Genomic DNA, 20,018 nt, shown 5'->3' with positions numbered 1-20,018 from the left:
TGCCCACGCGGCCCACTGGGGAGGATAAGGTCCGCCGATGGAAGTCGAGTCATCGATCTGCCTGAGCGACCTCGTCCCTGCTCTGCGCTGGAGCCGCCCTCAGCAGGTGGCCGAGGTGCTGGGTGATCCGCGGCTGCCGGCGGGGTGGTGGTCCTCGCTCGCGGTGTCCAGGGCGCTCGGCACGGCGGGTCTCGACTGGGTCTGCGAACGGCTCGCCCGGCTGATCTCCTCCCGCTGGGACCATCTGCCGCTGGTGGACCTGCTTCCCGCGCTCGCCGTCCATCAGGTCGATCCGGCGCTGCCCGGCTGGCCGGAGGCCACCCGTACGGCGATCACGGGGCTCGGCGGCTGGCAGCGGCTGCGCCGCCTGTCCCCCGGCGATCTCGGCACCCCGTCGGCGACGCCCGAGGTGGTGGTCGGCTCGGTCCTGCGCGAGGTGCTCGGGCGCATCCCGGCGCAGCGGGAGGCGGTGCCCGCCCAGCAGTCCGGCTCGCCGGACGTCACCCGTCCGCTCGCGCGCGGCGCGACGGGGTCCTTCCCAGCCGTCCCGGTGGCCGAACCCGGCGCGTACGCCGCCCAGCCCGGCAGCGGCCCCCAGCGCCCGCCCGCCGCCTTCACCCCGCACAGCGACGCCTTCCCGGCCCAGCCCGAGGGCGCCCCGCGCCCGGCACCGGCCGGTGAGGGCGGCCTGCCGCAGCGCCCGGCCGCGGCCCGGCCCGCCGCCCAGCAGCCCGGCCCGTTCCCTCCGCCGCCGGAGAACGCCCAGGGACACCAGACCGGCTCCTTCACCGCCCAGCCCGACGCCACCCGCCAGACCGGTTCGTTCCCGGCCCAGCCCGAAGGCGGCCGTCAGACCGGTTCGTTCCCGGCCCAGCCCGCCAGCGGGCCTCAGACCGGCTCTTTCCCTGCCCAGCCCGCCAACGGGCCTCAGACCGGGTCCTTCCCGGCGCAGGGTGGTGCGCGGCTGCCGCAGCGGCCCACCGCCGGGCGTCCGGACGGCGGCCCGCAGGCCGGCGCCGACGGCCCCCCGTACGCCGCCCCCGTCCCCGGCGGGACGGCCGTTCCCGGCCAGGTCCCCGCCGACCCCGACCACGCGATGGTCCGCGTCGTGGACGGCCTGTTCCGCAGCCTGGACAAGCTGGAGCTGGCCGTCGCCGTGCACCGGCTGTTCGCCGAGGACCCGGTCAGCCTGCGCACCCTGGCACACAAGCTGCTGGTGGACCGCGACGTGCTCTCCCAGGCCCAGCGCACCGCCGAGGAGCGCGTCCTGCACTGGCTGCGCTCGTCGGAGTCGGCGCCGGTCACCGGCCACATGTTCCGGCTCACCGAATGGCTCGGCGCGGCGGCCACCGAGGAGCAGCTCATCGGCGCCGACCCGGCCCACCCGGCGATGGTCCCGTCGCTGCGCACGCCCCTGTGGCGCGTCCTGGTGACGCTCATGCCCGACCGCCGCCTCCAGGACGGCTGGCTGGTCGTCGGCGACATCCACGGCCTCCAGGCCCGTACGCGGCAGCTCCTGGCCGCCGCCCCGCCGGACACCGACGTCGTGGAGCTGCTCTCCGAGCTGGGCATCCGCGCCCACTCCGCCAAGGCGTGGCTCGACGCCCTGCCCTCGGAGTCGGCCCCCGGCCCGGCGGACGCCTCCCCGCAGCCCGCCCAGCCCCTCCCCCGCCGTACGCCGGGCGCCAACGGCCACCACCACCGGGGCGGTCAGCCCATCCCGACGGCGGGCGCGAACTCGATCGACCCCTCGGCGGCCCTGGCCACGTTGTCGGCGCTGTCCGGCGGCCGGTCGGGCATGCTGCCCGGCAGCCTGGCCGGAACGCCGTCCACGCCGCCGCCGCCGCTGCCGAGCCCGTCGTCGGACCCGCGCCGCTGGCAGCGCATCGAGGTCACCCCGGAGCACCTCAGGGGCGGCCCGGTGCCGGTGCCGGAGGGCTACGCGGCCCAGCTCGGCATGCGTCCGGGCACCCTGCTGTCGGTGACCGGCCCCGGCGACAACGCGATCGTGCTGGTCTGGCAGGGCCACCAGCCGGTCTTCGACTCGCTGCAGCCGGTGCTCATGCGCCTGAACGCCCGCCCCGGCGACCAGGTCTACGTCACGGTGGACGGCTACCGCCTGGAAGCCCAGCTCACCGGCTGACGCCCGCCCCCGGTCACCCGCCCGCAGGCCCCCGCCCGCCCGCGGTCACCCGAACAGGCCCAGCCGGTGGGCCGTGGCCGCCGCCTCGCCGCGGGTTCCGACGCCCAGCTTGGCCAGGATGTTGGAGACGTGCACGCTGACCGTCTTCACCGAGATGAACAGCGCCGCGGCGATCTCCCGGTTGCTGCGCCCGTTGCTCACCTCGCGCAGCACCTCCAGCTCGCGCGCGGTCAGCCCCAGCGGCGGCCCGTCCGGCTCGTCGGCGCCGCCGACGCGGGCCCGCCGTCCGAGCACGTCGAGCTGTTCGAGCAGCGGCGTGGCGCCCAGTTGCGCGGCCAGCTCCCGCGCCCGCGTCACCATCCCGGCCGCGGCGCGCCGGTCGCCCTCGGCCAGCGCCGCCTGGGCGGCCCCCACCAGGCACTGCGCCTCCGCGTACGGCTGCCGCAACCCCGCCCAGGCCGCCACCGCCGACTCCCACGCCTTGAGCTGGGCCGCCCCGCCGAGCCCCTCCTCCGGCCCGGTCAGCGCCGCGAACGTCAGCCGCTGCGCCTCCTGGAGGTCACCGTCCACGGCCAGCTCCCGCGCCACCTCGCGCAGCCGCGCCACGACGGCCGCCGCGACCCCCGCGTACGACGCGCCGCCCTCGCCGAGCGCGGGCCGGGCGACCTGCGCGAACGTCACCAGCAGCGGCCAGGCGTAGCGCGGCGAGGGCAAGAGGTCCTGGTTCGCCAGCCCCCGGGACACGGCCTCCAGCGCCTCGCCGAGCCGCCCCTGCGCCCGCAGCAGCAGGACCTGCCTGCGCAGCTGCGGCAGCACGGTCTGGTCCCGGTAGGTGCCGCGGGCGAACACGCTGGCGGAGGACGACAGCAGCTTGTCGGCCCGGTCGATCTGCCCCCGCGCGAGCGCGATGTCCGCCAGGAAGCCCTGGAGGCTGGCCCGGTAGGGGGCCGGCGGCGCGAGGTCGAGCGCCTGCTCGACCACCTGGAGCGCCTCGTCCCAGCGGCCCAGCGAGAGCAGCGGCTCGGTCAGGTTGATCGCCAGGAAGGTGCCGGACGTGCGTGCCAGGCCGTAGTGCCCGGCCTCCTGCACGCCCTCGCGGGCGACCTGGGCGGCCCGCTCGTGCCGTCCGGCGCCCTCCAGCGCGTCGGACTCGGAGATCGCGCAGCGCATCAGCGCGTTGTAGGCGCCGTGGGCGCGGGCGACCCGGCGCGCCTCGGCGAACTGCCCGAGCTGGGCCTCGATGTCGGAGAAGCGCGAGCGCGCCCAGGCGATGCTGATGAGCGCGTGGGCCTCGACGTTGGCGTCGCCCACCTGGTGGCCGATCTCCATGGCGAGCTGCGCCGTCGCCAGCTTCTCGGGCCAGTCCTCCGGACGGTGCAGCATGCGCGCCAGCGTCTCCAGGACCTGGCCGCGCAGCTTGCTCGGCGGCTCGGCGGGCACCAGCTCGGCCGCCTGGCGCAGGTCGTCGAGGTAACCGGCGCGGCCCAGGTCGTAGCGGGTCAGGCCGCGCTGGCGCAGCAGGGTGGCCGCGGTGATCGGGTCGGCGTCGAGGTCGACCTCGGCGAGCGCGGCGCCGGCCATGGCCAGGCTGCGTTCGTACTCGCCGGCGAGGTGGGCGACCGTGGAGGTCTGCCTGAGCACGTCGAGGCGGCCGCAGCCGATGCGCTCGGCGGCGTCGGGCACCTGGTCCCACAGCTCCAGCACCCGCGAGAGCATCCTGAGCTGCTCGTCGTAGGCGGTGGACTTGCGGGCCGCGGCGGCCGCGCGCCAGGCGCTGACCAATGCCCAGGTGGAGTCGTGGGCGGAGTGCCAGTGGTGGGCCAGCTCGATCGCGCCGCGCGGGGCGGGCAGGATCGACAGGTCGCGTTCGAGTGCCTGGGCATAGCGGGTGTGCAGGCGGGTGTGCTCGCCGGGCAGCAGGTCGTCGTGGAGCGCCTCGCGGATGAGCGCGTGCCGGAAGCCGTAGCCCTCGCCGTCGACCACCAGCACGTTGCCCGCCACGGCGGGACGCAGCGCCCGCGACAGGGCGGTGTCGTCGAGCCCGGCCACCGCGCTCAGCAGGTCGTGCTCGATGCGCTGGCCGCCCGCGCTGGCCACGCGCAGCAGCTCCTGGGTCTCGTCGGGCAGCCGCTCGACGCTGGCCAGCAGCAGGTCGCGCAGGGACTCGGGCAGCATGTCGCCGCCGTCGGCCTCGCTCAGCAGCGCCTCGACGAACAGCGGGTTGCCCTCGCTGCGGGCGTAGATGAGGTCCATCGCGGCGGCCGACGGCTCGCGCCGCAGGATGCTGGCCGCCTGCGCGACGGCCTCCCTGCGGGTGAGCCTGCGCAGCTCGACCCGGCTCACCCACTCGATGCGGCCCAGCTCGGCCAGCATCGGCCGCAGCGGATGGGTGCGGTGCAGCTCGTCGGTGCGGTAGGTGACCACGATCATCAGCCGGGCCGCGGTGCGCTGGTAGCGGACCAGGAACGACAGCAGGTCGCGGGTGGAGCGGTCGGCCCAGTGGGCGTCCTCGACCACCAGCAGCACCGGACGCTCCTCGGCCAGCCGCTCCAGCAGCCCGAGCACCTGCTCGAACAGCCGGGCCCGCGCCTCGGCGCCGTCCTTGTCCGGCTCGCCGAACTCGGGCAGCAGCCGGGCCAGCCCGCGCGTCGTGCCCCCGGGCACCAGCGCCGCCACGCCGTCGCGCCCCAGCTCGCGCACGAGCCCGCGCAGCACGGCCGTGAACGGCGCGAACGGCAGGCCCTCGGTGCCCAGCTCCAGGCAGCCGCCGACGAGCACCCGCGCCTCGCCCGCCCGGTCGATGAACTCGCTGATCAGGCGGGTCTTGCCGACCCCCGCCTCGCCGCCCACGAGCACGGTGGACGACGCGCCCGCACGTGCTCTGGCCAGGGCGTCGCCCAGAGCGTGCAGCTCGCGGGAGCGCCCGACGAACAGGGGGCTGACGGTGTGAATGCTCACGCCCCAAGGATGCCATCAAACACCGACAAAACGGACCGAAACTCCGGCCCGTCGTCTGTCAGCGCAAAACCTTGCGGAAGAAGGTGGCCGACGCCTCGTAGCCCAGGGCGTGGTAGAACTCCGGCGCCCGCCGGGTGGCCATCGCCACGTACCCCGCCTGCCGGGTACGGGCCCACGCCTCGAACTCCTCCAGCAGCCGGCGGCCGATCCCCTGCCGGCGCGAGCCCGGCTGGACCATCGCCTCCTCGACCCAGGCGACCGGCCCGTTGGCGAACAGCGTCAGGTGCACGAACCCCAGCAGGTACCCGTGGACGCGCCCGCCCACCACGGCCGTGAGCAGCAGGGCGTCCTCGTTGCGCAGGAGCTGCGGGAGCGCGGCGTCGAAGGCCGCGCGCTCCGGCCGGAAGGTCAGCCCGAACTCCCGCGCCAACGCGAACACCTCGTCCGCGTCCGCCTTCTCCGCCCTCCTGATGAGAAGATCGTCCGCTGTCATGAGGTACGACACTAGAACCTCTGTGCCCTTTCGTCCATCGTGCCACGGGAGTGTGCCGTGACGTCCGGTACGGCGCCTGACATGGCGTCCGGTCAGAGGTCGCCGAGGCCGAGCTGGCGGGCGATGAGCATGCGCTGCACCTCGCTGGTGCCCTCGCCGATCTCCAGGATCTTGGCGTCGCGGTAGAAGCGGCCGACCGGGAACTCGTTCATGAAGCCGTACCCGCCGAACACCTGGGTGGCGTCGCGGGAGTTGTCCATGGCCGCGTTCGAGGACACCAGCTTGGCGATCGCCGCCTCCTTCTTGAACGGCACCCCGGCCAGCATCTTCTCGGCCGCGTGGTAGTAGGCCAGACGGGCGGTGTGCGCGCGCACCTCCATGTCGGCGATCTTGAACTGGATGGCCTGGTAGTGGCCGATCGGGTGGCCGAACGCCTTGCGGTCCCTGACGTACTTGAGGCATTCGTCCACGCACCCCTGGGCCAGGCCCACGCTGAGGGCGGCGATGGCGATGCGGCCCTCGTCGAGGGTCTGCAGGAACTGCGCGTAGCCGCGTCCGCGCTCGCCGAGCAGGTTGGCGGCGGGCACCCGGCAGTCGGAGAAGGACAGCTCGCGGGTGTCGGAGGCGTTCCAGCCGACCTTGGAGTACTTCTTGGAGACGGTGAACCCCGGCGTGCCGCTCGGCACCAGGATCGTGGAGATCTCCCGCTCGCCGGTGAGCGCGGCCACGCCGATCACGCCGGTGATGTCGGTGCCGGAGTTGGTGATGAACGCCTTCGTCCCGTTGATCACCCATTCGCCGCCGTCGAGCACGGCGGTCGTCCGCATGCCGCCCGGCACGTCGGAGCCGCCGCCGGGCTCGGTCAGCCCGAACGCGCCCAGCATCTCGCCGGAGGCCAGCCGGGGCAGCCACTCCTGGCGCTGCTCGTCGGTGCCGAACCGGTAGATCGGCATCGCGCCCAGCGAGACCGCGGCCTCCAGGGTGATCGCCACGCTGGAGTCGGCGCGGGCCAGCTCCTCCAGGGCCAGGCACAGCGCGAAGTAGTCGCCGCCCATGCCGCCGTACTCCTCCGGGAACGGCAGGCCGAACAGCCCCATGTCGGCCATCTTGCGCACGATGTCGTAGGGGAACTCCTCGCGCTCGTAGTAGTCGCCGATCACGGGCGCCACCACGTCACGGGCGAACGCCTCGACGGTCTTGCGCAACTCTTGGTATTCGTCGTTCAGCATGATCAGCCTTTCGCGAGGGCCTGGACGACGCGCGAGGGGCTGGGCCGGCCCAGCCGCTCGGCCAGCCAGGTGCTGGTGGACACGAGTTTGTCCAGGTCGAGCCCGGTCTCGATGCCGAGCCCCGACAACATCCACACGAGGTCTTCGGTGGCCAGGTTGCCGGTGGCGGACTCGGCGTACGGGCAGCCGCCGATGCCGCCGGTGGAGGCGTCGACGGTGGTCACGCCCGCCTGCAGGGCGGCGAGCGTGTTGCCGAGCGCCTGCCCGTAGGTGTCGTGGAAGTGCACGGCGAGCCGCTCGGGGCCGCCGAACGCGCCGATCAGCTCGGTGACGTGGCCCGGCGTGCCGACGCCGATCGTGTCGCCGAGCGACAGCTCGTAGCAGCCGAGCCCGAGCAGCCGCTCGCCGACCGCGACGACCTGCCCGACCGGCGTGGGCCCCTCCCAGGGGTCGCCGAAGCACATCGACACGTACGCGCGCACCCGCAGCCCGTGCTCCAGCGCCCTGGCCACGACCGGCTCGAACATGTCGAACTGGCTCTCCAGCGTGCGGTTGAGGTTCTTGGCGGCGAAGGTCTCGGTGGCGCTGGCGAAGATCGCGATCTCGGTGACGCCCAGCTCCAGCGCCCGGTCGAGCCCGCGCTCGTTGGGCACCAGCACCGGGTAGCGCACGCCGGGCCTGCGGTCGAGGCGGCCGAGCAGCTCACCGGCGTCGGCGAGCTGCGGCACCCACTTGGGGTGCACGAAGCTGGTCGCCTCGACGACCCGGTGGCCGGCGTCGGCCAGCCGGTCGATGAACTCGGCCTTGACCTCGACCGGCACGATCGCCGACTCGTTCTGCAGGCCGTCGCGCGGGCCCACCTCGTAGACCGTGACCCGCTCGGGAAGCCCTCGCATGCGGTACGGCATCACGCCTCCTCGTCGGTGACCACGGCCAGCACGGCGTCCATGTCGACCGGCTTGCCCGGCTGGACGGGCAGCTCGGCGACCACGCCGTCACAGGGGGCGGTGACCGTGTGCTCCATCTTCATGGCCTCGACGACGACCAGCGGCTGCCCCTCGCTCACCCGGTCGCCGGGCTGCACCTTGACCAGCAGGACGGTGCCGGGCATGGGGCTGCGCACCACGCCGTCGCCCGCCCCCGCGGCGCCGGGCCGGTCGCCCGGGTCGCCGATGAGGTGGCGGGTGAACGCCCACGACTCGCCGTCCTTGCCGAGCCAGAGCGTGTCGCCGTGGCGGGCGGTCAGGTAGCGGGCGGTCCGGCCGCCGAGCGTGACGGCCGCCGCGCCGCCGCCGGTCGTGATCCGGGCGGGCACGGCCTCGCCGTCCAGCAGCACCTCGGCCGACCGGCCGGGCAGGCCGCGGACGGGCACCGCGTGCACGCCGTCGCGCGACTCCAGCCGCCAGGTCGTCCAGGCGGGCTCGCCGACCCGCCAGCCGTCGGTGACCTGCCAGGGGTCGGGGCCCTGCGGCAGCGTGTGGAAGATCAGCGCCGCCGCCGCGGCCACCTCGCGCGGCACGCCGGACTCCGGCAGCAGCTCGGGCAGCACGCGTTCGACCAGGCCGGTGTCCAGTTCGCCCGCCACGACCGCGGGGTGGCGGGCCAGCCCGCGCAGGAACGGCACGTTGGTGACCACGCCCAGCACCGCGGTACGGGCGAGCGCCCGGTCCAGCGCCCTGAGCGCCGCCTCGCGGTCCGGCGCCCAGGCGATCACCTTGGACAGCATGGGGTCGTAGTCGCTGCCGACGACGCCGCCCTCGGCCAGGCCGGAGTCGACCCGCACCCGTCCCGGGCCGTCGTCGCCGGGCTCGCGCCGGGCCAGCACGCGCCCGCCGCTGGGCAGGAAGCCGCGCGCCGGGTCCTCGGCGTAGACGCGCGCCTCGACGGCGTGGCCGTCGAGGCGCACCTGCTCCTGGCCGAACGGCAGCGGCTCGCCGGCCGCGACGCGCAGTTGCAGCTCCACCAGGTCCAGGCCGGTGACCAGCTCGGTGACCGGGTGCTCGACCTGGAGCCGGGTGTTCATCTCCATGAAGTGGTAGGAGCCGGTGCTGCCGTCGACGATGAACTCGACCGTGCCCGCGCCGACGTACCCGACCGAGCGGGCGGCCTCGACGGCCGCGGCGCCCATGTCGGCGCGCATGCCGGGGGTCACGAAGGGCGACGGAGCCTCTTCGATGATCTTCTGGTGCCGGCGCTGGAGGCTGCACTCGCGCTCGCCCAGGTGCACGACGTTGCCGTGGGCGTCGGCCATGACCTGGATCTCGATGTGCCGGGGGTTCTCGACGTAGCGCTCGATGAGCAGGGTGCCGTCGCCGAACGCCGCCCGCGCCGTACGGCGGGCCGACTCCAGCGCGTCGGGCAGCTCGGCCGCCGAGCGCACCAGCACCATGCCCTTGCCGCCGCCGCCCGCGGACGGCTTGATCAGCGCCGGGAACTCGGCCCACCGGGCCAGGTCGTCGCCCGGCTCGGCCCCGCCGGGGACGACCGGCACCCCGGCCGCCGACACGGTGGCCTTGGCGCGGATCTTGTCACCCATGGCGTCGATGGCCTCGGGGGACGGGCCGACGAAGACGAGCCCGGCCTCGGCGCAGCGCCGCGCGAACGCGGCGTTCTCGGCCAGGAAGCCGTAGCCGGGATGGACGGCCTGCGCGCCGGAGGCGAGCGCCGCCCCAACGATCGCCTCGATGTCCAGATATTTCGAGACTTCGAGGGCGATATCTGCTTCGCGGGCGTGCCTGGCGCCCGCGTCGGGCGGGGTGAACACCGCCACCGACTCGATGCCGAGCGCGCGCAGCGTCCGGACGACCCGGACGGCGATCTCGCCCCGGTTGGCGATGAGAACACGGTCGAAGAGCATGATCACATCCGGAATACGCCGTAACCGGCGGGTTCGAGCGGCGCGTTGGCCGCCGCGGACAGGGCCAGGCCGAGGACGGTGCGGGTGTCGAGCGGGTCGATCACGCCGTCGTCCCAGAGCCGGGCGGTGGAGTAGTAGGGGTTGCCCTGGTGCTCGTACTGGGCGCGGATGGCGTCGGGGTCGGCGTTGCCGACCGTGGTCAGCACGTTCGCCGCCTGCTCGCCGCCCATGACGGAGATGCGGGCGTTGGGCCACATCCACAGGAACCGGGGCGAGTACGCCCGTCCGGCCATGGCGTAGTTGCCCGCCCCGAACGAGCCGCCGATCACCACCGTGAACTTGGGCACCCGCGCGCACGACACGGCCGTGACCATCTTGGCGCCGTGCTTGGCGATGCCGCCCGCCTCGTACGCCTTGCCGACCATGAACCCGCTGATGTTCTGCAGGAACACCAGCGGGATGCGGCGCTGGTCGCACAGCTCGATGAAGTGCGCGCCCTTCATCGCCGACTCGCTGAACAGGATGCCGTTGTTGGCCACGATGCCCACCGGGTGGCCGTGCAGGTGGGCGAAGCCGGTGACGAGGGTGGAGCCGTACTCGGCCTTGAACTCCAGGAAGCGCGAGCCGTCCACCAGGCGGGCGATGACCTCGCGCACGTCGTAGGGCTGGCGGGTGTCGGCCGGGACGAGGCCGTAGAGGTCGCGCGGGTCGTGCCGCGGCTCCTCGGGGGCGACCGTGTCCCAGGGACGGGGTGCCCGGGGGGCCAGCGTCGAGACGATGTCGCGGACGATGGCCAGGGCGTGGGCGTCGTCCTCGGCCAGGTGGTCGGTGACGCCGCTGACCCGCGAGTGCAGGTCGCCGCCGCCCAGCTCCTCGGCCGTGACCTCCTCGCCGGTGGCCGCCTTCACCAGCGGCGGACCGCCCAGGAAGATCGTGCCCTGGCCGCGGACGATGACCGCCTCGTCGCTCATGGCCGGCACGTACGCGCCGCCGGCGGTGCACGAGCCGAGCACGGCGGCGATCTGCGGGATGCCGCGGGCCGACATCGTGGCCTGGTTGTAGAAGATGCGCCCGAAGTGCTCCCGGTCGGGGAAGACCTCGTCCTGCCTGGGGAGGAACGCGCCGCCGGAGTCGACCAGGTAGACGCAGGGCAGGTGGTTGTGCAGGGCCACCTCCTGCGCGCGCAGGTGCTTCTTGACGGTCATCGGGTAGTACGTGCCGCCCTTGACGGTCGCGTCGTTGGCCACGACCACGCACTCGCGCCCGGCCACCCTGCCGACGCCGGTGATGATCCCGGCGGCGGGCGCCTGGTCGTCGTAGAGGCCGCCGGCCGCCAGCGGCGACAGCTCCAGGAAGCGGGAACCCGGGTCGAGCAGCCCGTCGACGCGGTCGCGCGGCAGCAGCTTGCCCCGCTCGACGTGGCGCTGCCGCGACCGCTCTGGACCGCCGAGCGCCGCCGCGGCCAGCCGTTCGAGCAGCTCGGCGGCCAGCCGCTCGTTGAGCTCGGCGTTGCGTTTGTACGCCTCGCTCCCGGGCTCCACGGCCGACTTCAGCACCGGCCAGTCGCTCATGAGTCCCCTCTCGTCATGGCCGAGATGTTAGTCATCATTAACGTAATCGTCTAGCATGTGAGATGTGACCACTGCCTCCACACCTACCCGCGAGCGCGGCAGAAGGCGCATGGAGATCCTCGCGGCGGCCGCCCGGCTGTTCGCCGCCCGCGGTTTCCACGGGGTCTCCATCGAGGACATCGGGGGCGCGGTCGGCGTCTCGGGCCCCGCGCTCTACCGGCACTTCAGCGGCAAGGACGCGCTGCTCGCCGAGATGCTGCTCGACGTCAGCTCGCGGCTGCGGGAGTCGGCGGTGGCGGTGGCCACCTCCGCAGGCGGCCCGGCCGAGACGCTCGACGCGCTGCTCAACGTGCAGATCACGTTCGCGCTCGACCAGCCGGCGCTGATCACCGTGCACGACCGCGAGCTGGGCAACGTGCCCGAGCCGGAGCGGCGCAGGATCAGGCGGCTGCAGCGCCTCTACGTCGAGGAGTGGGTGACCGTGCTGGCCGAGCTGCACCCGGCGTGCCCGCCGGCCCGGCTGCGCGCGGCGACGCACGCGGTCTTCGGCCTGCTCAACTCGACGCCCCACAGCGCGGGCGAGCTGCCCCCGCACGACATGCGTCCCCTGCTGCACACGATGGCCCGCGCCGCGATCGAGGCCAGCGTTAACAATCACTAACTGATCGGCGACGCTTCAGCCCGTACGAAAACCCCCGAAACGCCGTAGACCTCTGCAAACTGCCATGGATCAGGGTTAAACGGACCGGACCACAATCTGTCATGCACTCCGGCAGACGGCGGCGGCGTTGACGGACATAATCAGGGTGTGGCGCGCGACACTGTTGAGACACATTTCATCCAATCCGTTGAGGCGCTGAAGTCAGGCCCCGCCCGAGATCCCGGCGGCCCGGTGCGCGAGGGCACGTCGCTCACCGGCGACCGGTGCCGGACCCTGTTCCAGCGCCAGCTCGACAGCCGCCTGCTCGACATCGCCGCCCGCTGGCTCCGCGAGCAGAACGAGGGCTTCTACACGATCGGGTCGGCCGGCCACGAGGGCAACGCGGCCGTCGCCGCCGCGGCCAGGGCGAGCGACCCGGCGCTGCTCCACTACCGGTCCGGCGCCTTCTACCTGACCCGCTCCGAGCAGGCCGGCCGCCTGCCCGAGCAGGGCCTTCGCGACGTGCTGATGGGTCTCACCGCGGCGGCCGACGAGCCGATCGCCGGCGGCCGGCACAAGGTCTTCGGCCACCCCCACCTGGCCGTCATCCCGCAGACCTCGACGATCGCCAGCCACCTGCCGCGCGCCGTGGGCGTGGCCTTCGCCATCGAACGGGCCGCCGCGCTCGGCGACCGGTCGGCCTGGCCGCCCGACGCCATCGCCGTGTGCAGCTTCGGCGACGCCTCGATCAACCACGCCAGCGCCCTGACCGGGCTCAACACCGCCTCCTACGCCACCTTCCAGGGGCAGCCGCTGCCCATCCTGTTCGTGTGCGAGGACAACGGCATCGGCATCAGCGTCCGCACCCCCAAGGGGTGGGTGGAGGCGGCGGCGCGGCGGCCGGGCATCGCCTACTTCGCCGCCGACGGCTGCGACCTGGCCGACGCCTACGACGCCGCCACGCTCGCCGTCCAGCACGTCCGCGCCAACCGCTCCCCCGCGTTCCTGCACCTGTCCACCGTGCGGCTGATGGGGCACGCCGGGTCCGACGTCGAGTCGGCCTACCGCACCCAGCGGGAGCTGCGGGCCGACATGGAGCGCGACCCGCTCGTCCGCACCGCGCGGATGCTGGTGGAGGCCGGGCTGGAGACGCCGGAGGAGCTGCTCAAGACGTACGAGTCGGCGCGCGAGCACATCCTGCGCATCGCCCTGGAGACCACCCGCGCCCCGCGGCTCGGCTCGGCCGCGGAGGTCATGGAGCCGATCGCGCCGCGCCGTCCCGACCTCATCGCCAACATCAGCCCGACCTCGGGCGAGGGCCCGATCAGGGAGAAGGCGTTCGCCGGCACGCTGCCCGAGACCGAGAAGCCGCTGACGTTGTCGCAGACCATCAACCGCACGCTCGCCGACGCGCTGGTGGTCTACCCCGAGATGACGGTCTTCGGCGAGGACGTCGCCAGGAAGGGCGGCGTCTACGGCGTCACCCGGGGGCTGCAGAAGCGGTTCGGCGGCTCGCGGGTGTTCGACACGCTCCTCGACGAGCAGGCCATCCTCGGCCTCGCGCTCGGCTCGGCGGTGTCCAACCAGCTCCCGGTGCCGGAGATCCAATACCTGGCCTACCTGCACAACGCGCTCGACCAGATCCGCGGCGAGGGCGCCACCCTGTCGTTCTTCTCGCGCGGCGCCTACACCAACGGCATGGTCGTCCGGGTCGCCGGCTACGCCTACCAGAAGGGCTTCGGCGGCCACTTCCACAACGACAACGCGGTGGCCGCGCTGCGTGACATCCCGGGCCTGGTCCTCGCCTCGCCCGCGCGTCCCGACGACGCCGCCGCCATGTTGCGCACCTGCCTGGCCGCCGCCCGTACGGCCGGGTCGGTCTGCGTGTTCCTGGAGCCGATCGCGCTCTACCACACGCGTGACCTGTTCGAGGAGGGCGACGGCGGCTGGCTGGCGCCGTACACGCCGCCGGGGCGCTGGCGCGAGACGCACGTGCCCGTCGGCCGGGCCCGCTCGTACGGCGAGGGCCGCGACCTGACGATCGTGACGTTCGGCAACGGGCTGCGGATGAGCCTGCGCGCCGCGGTCCGGCTCACCCAGGAGGGCTACGGCTGCCGCGTCCTCGACCTGCGCTGGCTGGCCCCGCTGCCGGTCGACGACCTGCTGCGGGCGGCCGAGCTGACCGGCAAGGTGCTGATCGCCGACGAGACCCGCCACTCCGGGGGCGTGTCCGAGGGCGTGACGACCGAGCTGATCGACGCCGGGTTCACGGGGCAGGTGGCCCGGGTGACCTCGGCCGACAGCTTCATCCCGCTGGGCGACGCGGCCAACCACGTGCTGCTGTCGGAGGAGGAGATCGAGCAGGCGGCGCGCAAGCTACTGGGCTGAGCGCGCCCCTCTGACGCAGGCGGGCTTCGACCAGGCGACGGTGGTAGCCGCCGAGATGCGCAGCGGCACGCCCACCAGGAAGCAGTAGCCGGTGTCGGGGTCGAGCCCGGCGACGCGGCCGCTGGTGGCGCCCGTGCCGAGGGCGACGACGGTCACGTCGCCCCCGCCCGCCCGCGTACGTTGCAGGACGACCGGGTAGCGGCGGGCGTCGGCCGGGAGCGCCCAGCTCAGCTCCACCAGGGCGCCGCGGTCGGCGGTGACCCTGAGCCGGCGGGGGGCGAGCGCGGCGACGTCCCGCTTGCTGATCGGCGGCGGGGTGGCGGCACTGGTCGCCGCTGCGGTCGCCGCGGGGGTCGCGGCCTCGGGGCGGCGGTCGGCGGGGCCCGGACCGGCGGGCGGCCGCAGCGACAGGTAGACGGCCAGGCCGGTGCCGCCGATCGCCACGGCCGCGACCGCGCCGCCGATCAGCAGGCGCCTCCCGAGGCCCCCTGCCCCGGCGGGCGGCGTCGTGACGGCCTCCCGCCGAGCCCCGCCCATGTCCCCCGCCGTGGGGGCCTCCCGCCGAACGCCGCCGACGGCCCCTCCCATGGGGGCCTCCCGCCTTGCGCCGCCCGCGTTCCCCGGCAGGCCGGGCGGTGGCGGGACGGGTGCGGGGGCGTGGGGGTGGGCGAGCCGGCTGCCGGTGGCCGGGAGGGAGCTGTCGCCGGGGTGCGGCGGGGCCTGCGGGCCGCCGCGCGGGCGGCGCGGGACGGTGGACGTCGCCGGCCCCGGCCCCGGATCCTGGCCCACCAGGTCGGTCACCGACAGGCCCAGCTCGGCCTGCACCTCCTGCAACCGCCGCGCCAGCTCCCTGGCCGAGCCGGGCCGCGACGCCGGCTGCTTGGACATCGCGTGCAGGATCGTCCCGAAGACCGCCGGCGGCACGTCCGGCCGGTTGATCGGCGGCGGGTCGAGGCTCAGCACCCGGTACATCAGCGGCGCGATCGACGGGTCGGCCGGGTTGTGGAAGGCGGGCTGCCCGGCCAGCAGGTGGTAGAGCGTCGAGCCCAGGGAGTAGATGTCGCCGGAGGCCGAGTGCGGCTGCCCGGTGAGCACCTCCGGCGCGGCGTGCAGCGGGGTGAACGCCTGGGAGGTGGCCGAGATCTCCGCGGAGTCCACCACCCGGGCCACGCCGAAGTCGGCGATGGCGGGCTCGCCGTAGCGGGAGACGAGGATGTTCTGCGGCTTGATGTCGCCGTGCAGCACCCCGGCCTCGTGCACGGCGGCCAGCGCGCCGGCCAGCTTGACGCCCGCGCGCAGCACGTCGGGCACCCCGAGCGGCCCCTCCTTGCGGACCTTGTCGCGCAGCGAGCCGTTCTCGAAGAAGTCCATCGCGATGTACGGCTTGCCCGAACGCGTCACGCCGGTGTCGAAGACGGTCACGACGTTGGGATGGCCGGTCAGCCGGCCGGTGAGCCGCAGCTCGCGCTGGAAGCGGCGCATGGTGCGCTGGTCGACCCGGTCGACCGACAGGACCTTCAGCGCCACGACCCGGTCCAGGCGCTCCTGGTAGGCGCGGTAGACGACGGCGAAACCGCCCTGGCCCGCCTGATCGAGCACCCGGTAGCCGGGCGCGTCCTCGGCTGGCAACACGGCACTCCCCCCTGTTGCCGGTGAGTTTAATGTGAAATTTCGGCTTTCAAGGGGTCAACGGGTTCATCAGATACGCGCCGAACACCACCGACACGGCGGCCACGACCAGGAAGAAGAAGACGTAGAAGCCGCCGGGCAGGAACGTCAGGCGGGCGAGCTGGTCGGCGTCGGAGTCTCTGGCCTGCCGCCTGCGCCGCTTGCGCTGCAGCTCGACGATCGGCCGGACGCCGCCGAACAGCAGGAACCAGGTCGCCACCATGGCCACGATCTGCTGGACCTCGGCGGGGGCGTACATGGACAGGGCGAACACCGCGCCGCCGGTGACCAGCAGGATCAGCGCGCCGTAGAGGTTGCGGATCAGCAGCAGCATGCACACCAGGAAGAGCAGCACGCTCCAGATCAGCAGCGTGATGCGGCCCTGCTCGGTGAGCCAGGCGGCGGCCAGCCCCAGTAGCGAGGGGGCCAGGTAGCCGGCGAGGGCGGTCAGCACCATGCCGGGGCCGTTGGGGCGGCCCCGGGTCAGCGTGACGCCGGAGGTGTCGGAGTGGAGCCGGATGCCTTCGAGCTTGCGCCGGGTGAGCAGCGCCATGACCGCGTGGCCGCCCTCGTGGGCGATCGTGATCAGGCCCCTGGACACCTGCCAGGGGGTGCGGAACGCGACGACCGCGAGCGCGGCCAGAGCCGAGACCAGCACGACCCAGGGGTCGGGGTCAGGCTGAACCTTGATCAGGTGGGCCCAGAGCATGTCCATCGAGGAGAAACACTAGCCGGGTAAAGTCCCGGCTGTGGCAGCAGAACTGCATTCTGACGCGGACGTTCCGGCGTGGTGGCGCGACCTCGGGCTGACGGGCCTGATCGACCTGCATGTGCACTTCCTGCCCGAACGAATGGAACGCCGGGTCTGGCATCACTTCAACCACGGCGGCCCGCTGATAGGCGCCGGCTGGAAGATCGAGTACGAACGCCCGGTCGACGAGCGGCTGGCGAGGCTGCGCGAGATGGGCGTACGGCGCTTCCCCGCCCTGGCGTACGCGCACCGGCCCGACATGGCGCGCGACCTCAACGCCTGGACGCTCGACTTCGCCCGCCGCAACCCCGACTGCCTGCCGTCGGCGACGTTCTACCCCGAGCCCGGCGTCGCCGACTACGTGCGCGCGGCGCTGGCGGACGGCGTCCAGATCTTCAAGGTGCACCTCCAGGTCGGCGGCTTCGACCCGACCGCGCCGGAGCTGACCGAGGTCTGGGGGCTGCTGGCGGAGTCGGGCGTGCCCATGGTCGTGCACGCCAGCTCGGTGCCCGTGCCCGGCGGCCACGTGGGGCCGGGGCCGATCGGCGCGGTGCTGGCCGCCCATCCGCGGCTGCGGGCGGTGATCGCGCATCTGGGCATGCCCGAGTACGAGCCGTTCTTCGAGCTGGCCGTCCGCCATGAGCGGGTCGCCCTGGACACCACCATGGCCTTCACCGACTTCTCCGAGCGGGGCATGCCGTTTCCCAGCCGATTGCGCCCGGTTCTGCGTGATCTCGGGCTTTCGGGGAAGGTGGTGCTCGGCAGCGATTTCCCGACCATCCCGCACCCCTACGCGCACCAGCTCGACGCACTCGCCCGCCTGAATCTCGGCGAGCAGTGGCTGCGGGCGGTGTGCTGGGACAATGGTGCGGCCATGATTCGATAGCAAGGTGAACGATCGGCACGTGGCGCTCATCAGCGCCTTCTACGACGCTCTGGGCCGCGCGGACTTCGCGGCCATGGAGCGCTGCTACCACCCCGAGATCAGTTTCGGCGACCCCATCTTCCAGGAGGTCGAGGGCCGCGACCGGGTGATGGCGATGTGGCGGTTGCAGCTCGGCGTGCGCGACGGACTGAGATCCGGCTACCGCGACGTCCAGGCCGACGAGTTCAGCGGCTCGGCCCACTGGACGGCCAGTTACACCTTCTCCTCCACCGGCCGCACGGTCGTCAACGAGATCGACGCGCTGTTCAGGTTCGAGGACGACCTCATCGTCCGCCACCACGACGAGTTCGACTTCAGGCGCTGGTCCAGAATGGCTCTCGGCAGGCCGCAGGGGCTGCTGTTCGGCTGGACGCCGATGTGGCGCAAGACCATCAGGGACCGGGCGACCCAGGAGCTCGACAGCTTGGTGTCGTCGCAGTAGTTCTTACCCGAGCAACCGGATCGGAGGGTGCATGGCCAGGGTGAAGGGGTTCAGGCGCAGCGGTGACCACCGCGAGGAGGCGCCGGAGCACTCGATGGACCCGCGCGCCGCCGAGGAGCACCCCTACCGGCCCACCGTCATCGACAACGCCGTCTACCAGAACGGCGAGCGGGTCGACAACCCCGGCTCGCTCGCCGACGCCTTCGAACGCCTCAAGCAGATGCCGGACAGCATGGCCTGGATCGGTCTCTACCGTCCGAAGGAGTGGGAGCTGGTCAAGCTCGCCGAGGAGTTCGAGCTGCACGAGCTGGCGCTGGAGGACGCGATCGTCGGCTCCCAGCGGGCCAAGGCCGACCGCTACGGCGACACGCTGTTCGTGGTGCTGCGCGCCGCCCGCTACCTCGACGACGTGGAGGAGGTGGCCTTCGGCGAGCTGCACGTCTTCGTCGGCCCCAACTTCGTGATCACCGTGCGCCACGCCGAGGCCCCCGACCTGCAGGGGGTGCGCAAGCGCATGGAGTCCGACCCCGACCTGCTGCGCCAGGGCCCGCAGGCCGTCCTGTACGCGATCCTCGACGCCGTGGTCGACGGCTACGCGCCGGTGGTGGCCGGGCTGCAGAAGGACATCGAGGAGATCGAGGTCGAGGTCTTCAGCGGCGACCCCTCGGTGTCGCGGCGCGTCTACGAGCTGTCCGGCGAGGTGATCGAGTTCCAGCGGGCCATCGCGCCGCTGGTGGGCATGATCCACGGCTTCATCGCCGGCGCCGCCAAGTACGGCGTCAACGACGAGCTCCAGAGCTACCTGCGCGACGTCGCCGACCACGCGATCACGGTGACCGAGCGCATCTCGGCCTTCCGCCAGATGTTGCAGAACATCCTGGTGGTCAACTCGACCCTGGTGACCCAGGCCCAGAACGCGGAGATGGCCCGCATGACCGAGGCCAGCATCCAGCAGGGCGAGGAGGTAAAGAAGATCTCCGCGTGGGCGGCCATCCTGTTCGCCCCGACGCTGGTCGGCACCATCTACGGGATGAACTTCGACTTCATGCCCGAGACCCACTGGGTGTTCGGCTATCCGTTCGCGATCCTGCTGATGGCGGCGGTGTGCATGGTGCTCTACATGGTCTTCAAGCGCCGCGACTGGCTGTAGGGCCCGCCGCGGGCACAGGCCCGAGAACTGACCACGTGGCAGGTTCTTGGTCGAGCCGATCCCGCGACCGCCCGGCGTTCCATGCGCGGCCCGCGTGCCCCCGCCCCCCAGAAAGGGCCGGCCGGTGACCGAACCGACGCGACGCCGAGGGCGCAAGGGCGAGCGCACGCGCGCCCGCATCCTCGACTCCGCCACAGAGCTGTTCTCCCGCTCGGGCTTCCACGCGGTGTCGCTGCGCGACATCGCCGCGCACGCGGGCCTGACCCACGCGGGGTTGCTGCACCACTTCCCGGCAAGGAGAGCCTGCTCATCCAGGTGCTCAGCCGCCGCGACGAGGTCGACGGCGAGCTGATGGGCGGCCCCGACGACGGGCTCTCGCCGCAGGAGCTGCTCGACCGCGCGGTCGCGCAGGTGGCCGGGAACATGAGCGCCCCCGGCCTGGTCGGTCTGTACGTCAAGATCTCCGGCGAGGCGGCCGACCCCGGCCATCCCGCCCACGACTACTTCGTCCAGCGCTACCGCAGGCTGCGCCGGCAGGCCGCGTGGCTGCTCGGCGCCCTGTTCGAACGCGCCACGCCGCCGCTCGGCCACGATCCCGACGCCGTCGCCCAGCAGCTCATCGCGCTCGTCGACGGCCTGCGGACGCAATGGCTGCTCGACCCGGACCAGGTGGACATGCGGGCCGCCGTCATCACCTTCCTCAAGCAACTAGGGCCTGTTTCGAAGTGTTGATCAACGGCGTGTCGAAGCCGGACATGCAGAGAGGTCTCCGGTAAAGGGTTCAACGACCAAGAAGAACCAAC

General features: G+C 73.2%; 16 protein-coding genes. 8 read left to right on the top strand and 8 right to left on the bottom strand.

Annotated features, from left to right (window positions below; genetic code table 11):
* Positions 1-37 precede the first annotated feature (37 nt).
* On the top strand, positions 38-2,143 hold the full coding sequence (locus tag ACIBST_RS24715; protein WP_397174897.1) for a hypothetical protein: 2,106 nt from the start codon (positions 38-40) through the stop codon (positions 2,141-2,143).
* A 45-nt stretch (positions 2,144-2,188) separates the two neighbouring features.
* Here the strand turns inward: ACIBST_RS24715 and ACIBST_RS24710 are convergent, their stop codons facing one another.
* The 6 genes from ACIBST_RS24710 to ACIBST_RS24685 form a co-directional block, all read right to left on the bottom strand.
* Positions 2,189-5,101, bottom strand: a complete 2,913-nt coding sequence (locus tag ACIBST_RS24710) for an AAA family ATPase (protein WP_397174895.1) — start codon at positions 5,099-5,101, stop codon at positions 2,189-2,191.
* A gap of 58 nt (positions 5,102-5,159) precedes the next feature.
* A complete protein-coding gene (locus ACIBST_RS24705; protein ID WP_364337917.1) occupies positions 5,160-5,594 on the bottom strand; it encodes a GNAT family N-acetyltransferase in 435 nt (144 codons plus the stop codon).
* Between the two features lie 92 nt (positions 5,595-5,686).
* Positions 5,687-6,823: an acyl-CoA dehydrogenase family protein gene (locus ACIBST_RS24700; RefSeq protein ID WP_352357043.1), complete on the bottom strand. Its 1,137-nt coding sequence runs from the start codon at positions 6,821-6,823 to the stop codon at positions 5,687-5,689.
* 2 nt (positions 6,824-6,825) lie between these two features.
* On the bottom strand, positions 6,826-7,731 hold the full coding sequence (locus tag ACIBST_RS24695) for a hydroxymethylglutaryl-CoA lyase (RefSeq protein ID WP_397174893.1): 906 nt from the start codon (positions 7,729-7,731) through the stop codon (positions 6,826-6,828).
* Positions 7,731-9,680 carry an acetyl/propionyl/methylcrotonyl-CoA carboxylase subunit alpha gene (locus tag ACIBST_RS24690; protein WP_397174892.1) on the bottom strand — a complete coding sequence of 650 codons (1,950 nt, stop codon included), beginning with the start codon at positions 9,678-9,680 and terminating at the stop codon, positions 7,731-7,733. Before ACIBST_RS24690 ends, ACIBST_RS24695 begins: the two co-directional genes overlap by 1 nt.
* A gap of 2 nt (positions 9,681-9,682) precedes the next feature.
* Entirely contained in the window at positions 9,683-11,251 is a 1,569-nt protein-coding gene (locus tag ACIBST_RS24685; protein WP_387664371.1) for a carboxyl transferase domain-containing protein, read from the bottom strand.
* A 109-nt stretch (positions 11,252-11,360) separates the two neighbouring features.
* Between ACIBST_RS24685 and ACIBST_RS24680 the strand changes: the two genes are divergently transcribed.
* On the top strand, positions 11,361-11,912 hold the full coding sequence (locus ACIBST_RS24680; RefSeq protein WP_397175446.1) for a TetR/AcrR family transcriptional regulator: 552 nt from the start codon (positions 11,361-11,363) through the stop codon (positions 11,910-11,912).
* Between the two features lie 231 nt (positions 11,913-12,143).
* Positions 12,144-14,279, top strand: coding sequence for a thiamine pyrophosphate-dependent enzyme (locus ACIBST_RS24675; RefSeq protein WP_397174890.1), 2,136 nt, complete (start codon positions 12,144-12,146; stop codon positions 14,277-14,279).
* Here ACIBST_RS24675 and ACIBST_RS24670 read toward each other — a convergent pair.
* Together ACIBST_RS24670 and ACIBST_RS24665 are read right to left on the bottom strand one after the other, a co-directional pair.
* Complete coding sequence (locus ACIBST_RS24670; protein ID WP_397174888.1) at positions 14,268-15,911, bottom strand: protein kinase; 1,644 nt, start codon at positions 15,909-15,911, stop codon at positions 14,268-14,270. The two genes, ACIBST_RS24675 and ACIBST_RS24670, sit on opposite strands and share 12 nt — an antisense overlap.
* A gap of 46 nt (positions 15,912-15,957) precedes the next feature.
* Positions 15,958-16,662 carry a M50 family metallopeptidase gene (locus tag ACIBST_RS24665; protein WP_397174886.1) on the bottom strand — a complete coding sequence of 235 codons (705 nt, stop codon included), beginning with the start codon at positions 16,660-16,662 and terminating at the stop codon, positions 15,958-15,960.
* 34 nt (positions 16,663-16,696) lie between these two features.
* On the opposite strand from ACIBST_RS24665, the gene ACIBST_RS24660 reads away from it, so the two are divergent.
* From ACIBST_RS24660 to ACIBST_RS24640, 5 genes are all read left to right on the top strand, one after another.
* Complete coding sequence (locus ACIBST_RS24660; RefSeq protein WP_397174884.1) at positions 16,697-17,584, top strand: amidohydrolase family protein; 888 nt, start codon at positions 16,697-16,699, stop codon at positions 17,582-17,584.
* Positions 17,585-17,588: 4 nt separating this feature from the next.
* Positions 17,589-18,065 (top strand): nuclear transport factor 2 family protein, encoded by a 477-nt coding sequence (locus ACIBST_RS24655; RefSeq protein WP_352357058.1) that lies wholly within the window; start codon positions 17,589-17,591, stop codon positions 18,063-18,065.
* Between the two features lie 31 nt (positions 18,066-18,096).
* Positions 18,097-19,215, top strand: coding sequence for a magnesium and cobalt transport protein CorA (locus ACIBST_RS24650; RefSeq protein ID WP_397174882.1), 1,119 nt, complete (start codon positions 18,097-18,099; stop codon positions 19,213-19,215).
* Between the two features lie 124 nt (positions 19,216-19,339).
* Positions 19,340-19,567 (top strand): TetR/AcrR family transcriptional regulator, encoded by a 228-nt coding sequence (locus ACIBST_RS24645; RefSeq protein WP_397174881.1) that lies wholly within the window; start codon positions 19,340-19,342, stop codon positions 19,565-19,567.
* Positions 19,531-19,947 (top strand): TetR family transcriptional regulator C-terminal domain-containing protein, encoded by a 417-nt coding sequence (locus ACIBST_RS24640; RefSeq protein WP_397174879.1) that lies wholly within the window; start codon positions 19,531-19,533, stop codon positions 19,945-19,947. Before ACIBST_RS24645 ends, ACIBST_RS24640 begins: the two co-directional genes overlap by 37 nt.
* The last annotated feature ends 71 nt before the right edge of the window (positions 19,948-20,018 follow it).

The sequence above is a fragment of the Nonomuraea sp. NPDC049684 genome (assembly GCF_044465345.1).
Lineage (GTDB): Bacteria > Actinomycetota > Actinomycetes > Streptosporangiales > Streptosporangiaceae > Nonomuraea.
Note: the sequence above shows the minus strand (reverse complement) of the source record. Positions and strands in the feature narration are given on the sequence as shown.

What these genes read in the sequence shown, in the direction of transcription:
- ACIBST_RS24695 (WP_397174893.1), bottom strand. Translation starts at nt 7,731, where the DNA reads ATGCCGTACCGCATGCGAGGGCTTCCCGAGCGGGTCACGGTCTACGAG.
- ACIBST_RS24705 (WP_364337917.1), bottom strand. Translation starts at nt 5,594, where the DNA reads ATGACAGCGGACGATCTTCTCATCAGGAGGGCGGAGAAGGCGGACGCG.
- ACIBST_RS24650 (WP_397174882.1), top strand. Translation starts at nt 18,097, where the DNA reads ATGGCCAGGGTGAAGGGGTTCAGGCGCAGCGGTGACCACCGCGAGGAG.
- ACIBST_RS24700 (WP_352357043.1), bottom strand. Translation starts at nt 6,823, where the DNA reads ATGCTGAACGACGAATACCAAGAGTTGCGCAAGACCGTCGAGGCGTTC.
- ACIBST_RS24715 (WP_397174897.1), top strand. Translation starts at nt 38, where the DNA reads ATGGAAGTCGAGTCATCGATCTGCCTGAGCGACCTCGTCCCTGCTCTG.
- ACIBST_RS24685 (WP_387664371.1), bottom strand. Translation starts at nt 11,251, where the DNA reads ATGAGCGACTGGCCGGTGCTGAAGTCGGCCGTGGAGCCCGGGAGCGAG.
- ACIBST_RS24665 (WP_397174886.1), bottom strand. Translation starts at nt 16,662, where the DNA reads ATGGACATGCTCTGGGCCCACCTGATCAAGGTTCAGCCTGACCCCGAC.
- ACIBST_RS24680 (WP_397175446.1), top strand. Translation starts at nt 11,361, where the DNA reads ATGGAGATCCTCGCGGCGGCCGCCCGGCTGTTCGCCGCCCGCGGTTTC.
- ACIBST_RS24690 (WP_397174892.1), bottom strand. Translation starts at nt 9,680, where the DNA reads ATGCTCTTCGACCGTGTTCTCATCGCCAACCGGGGCGAGATCGCCGTC.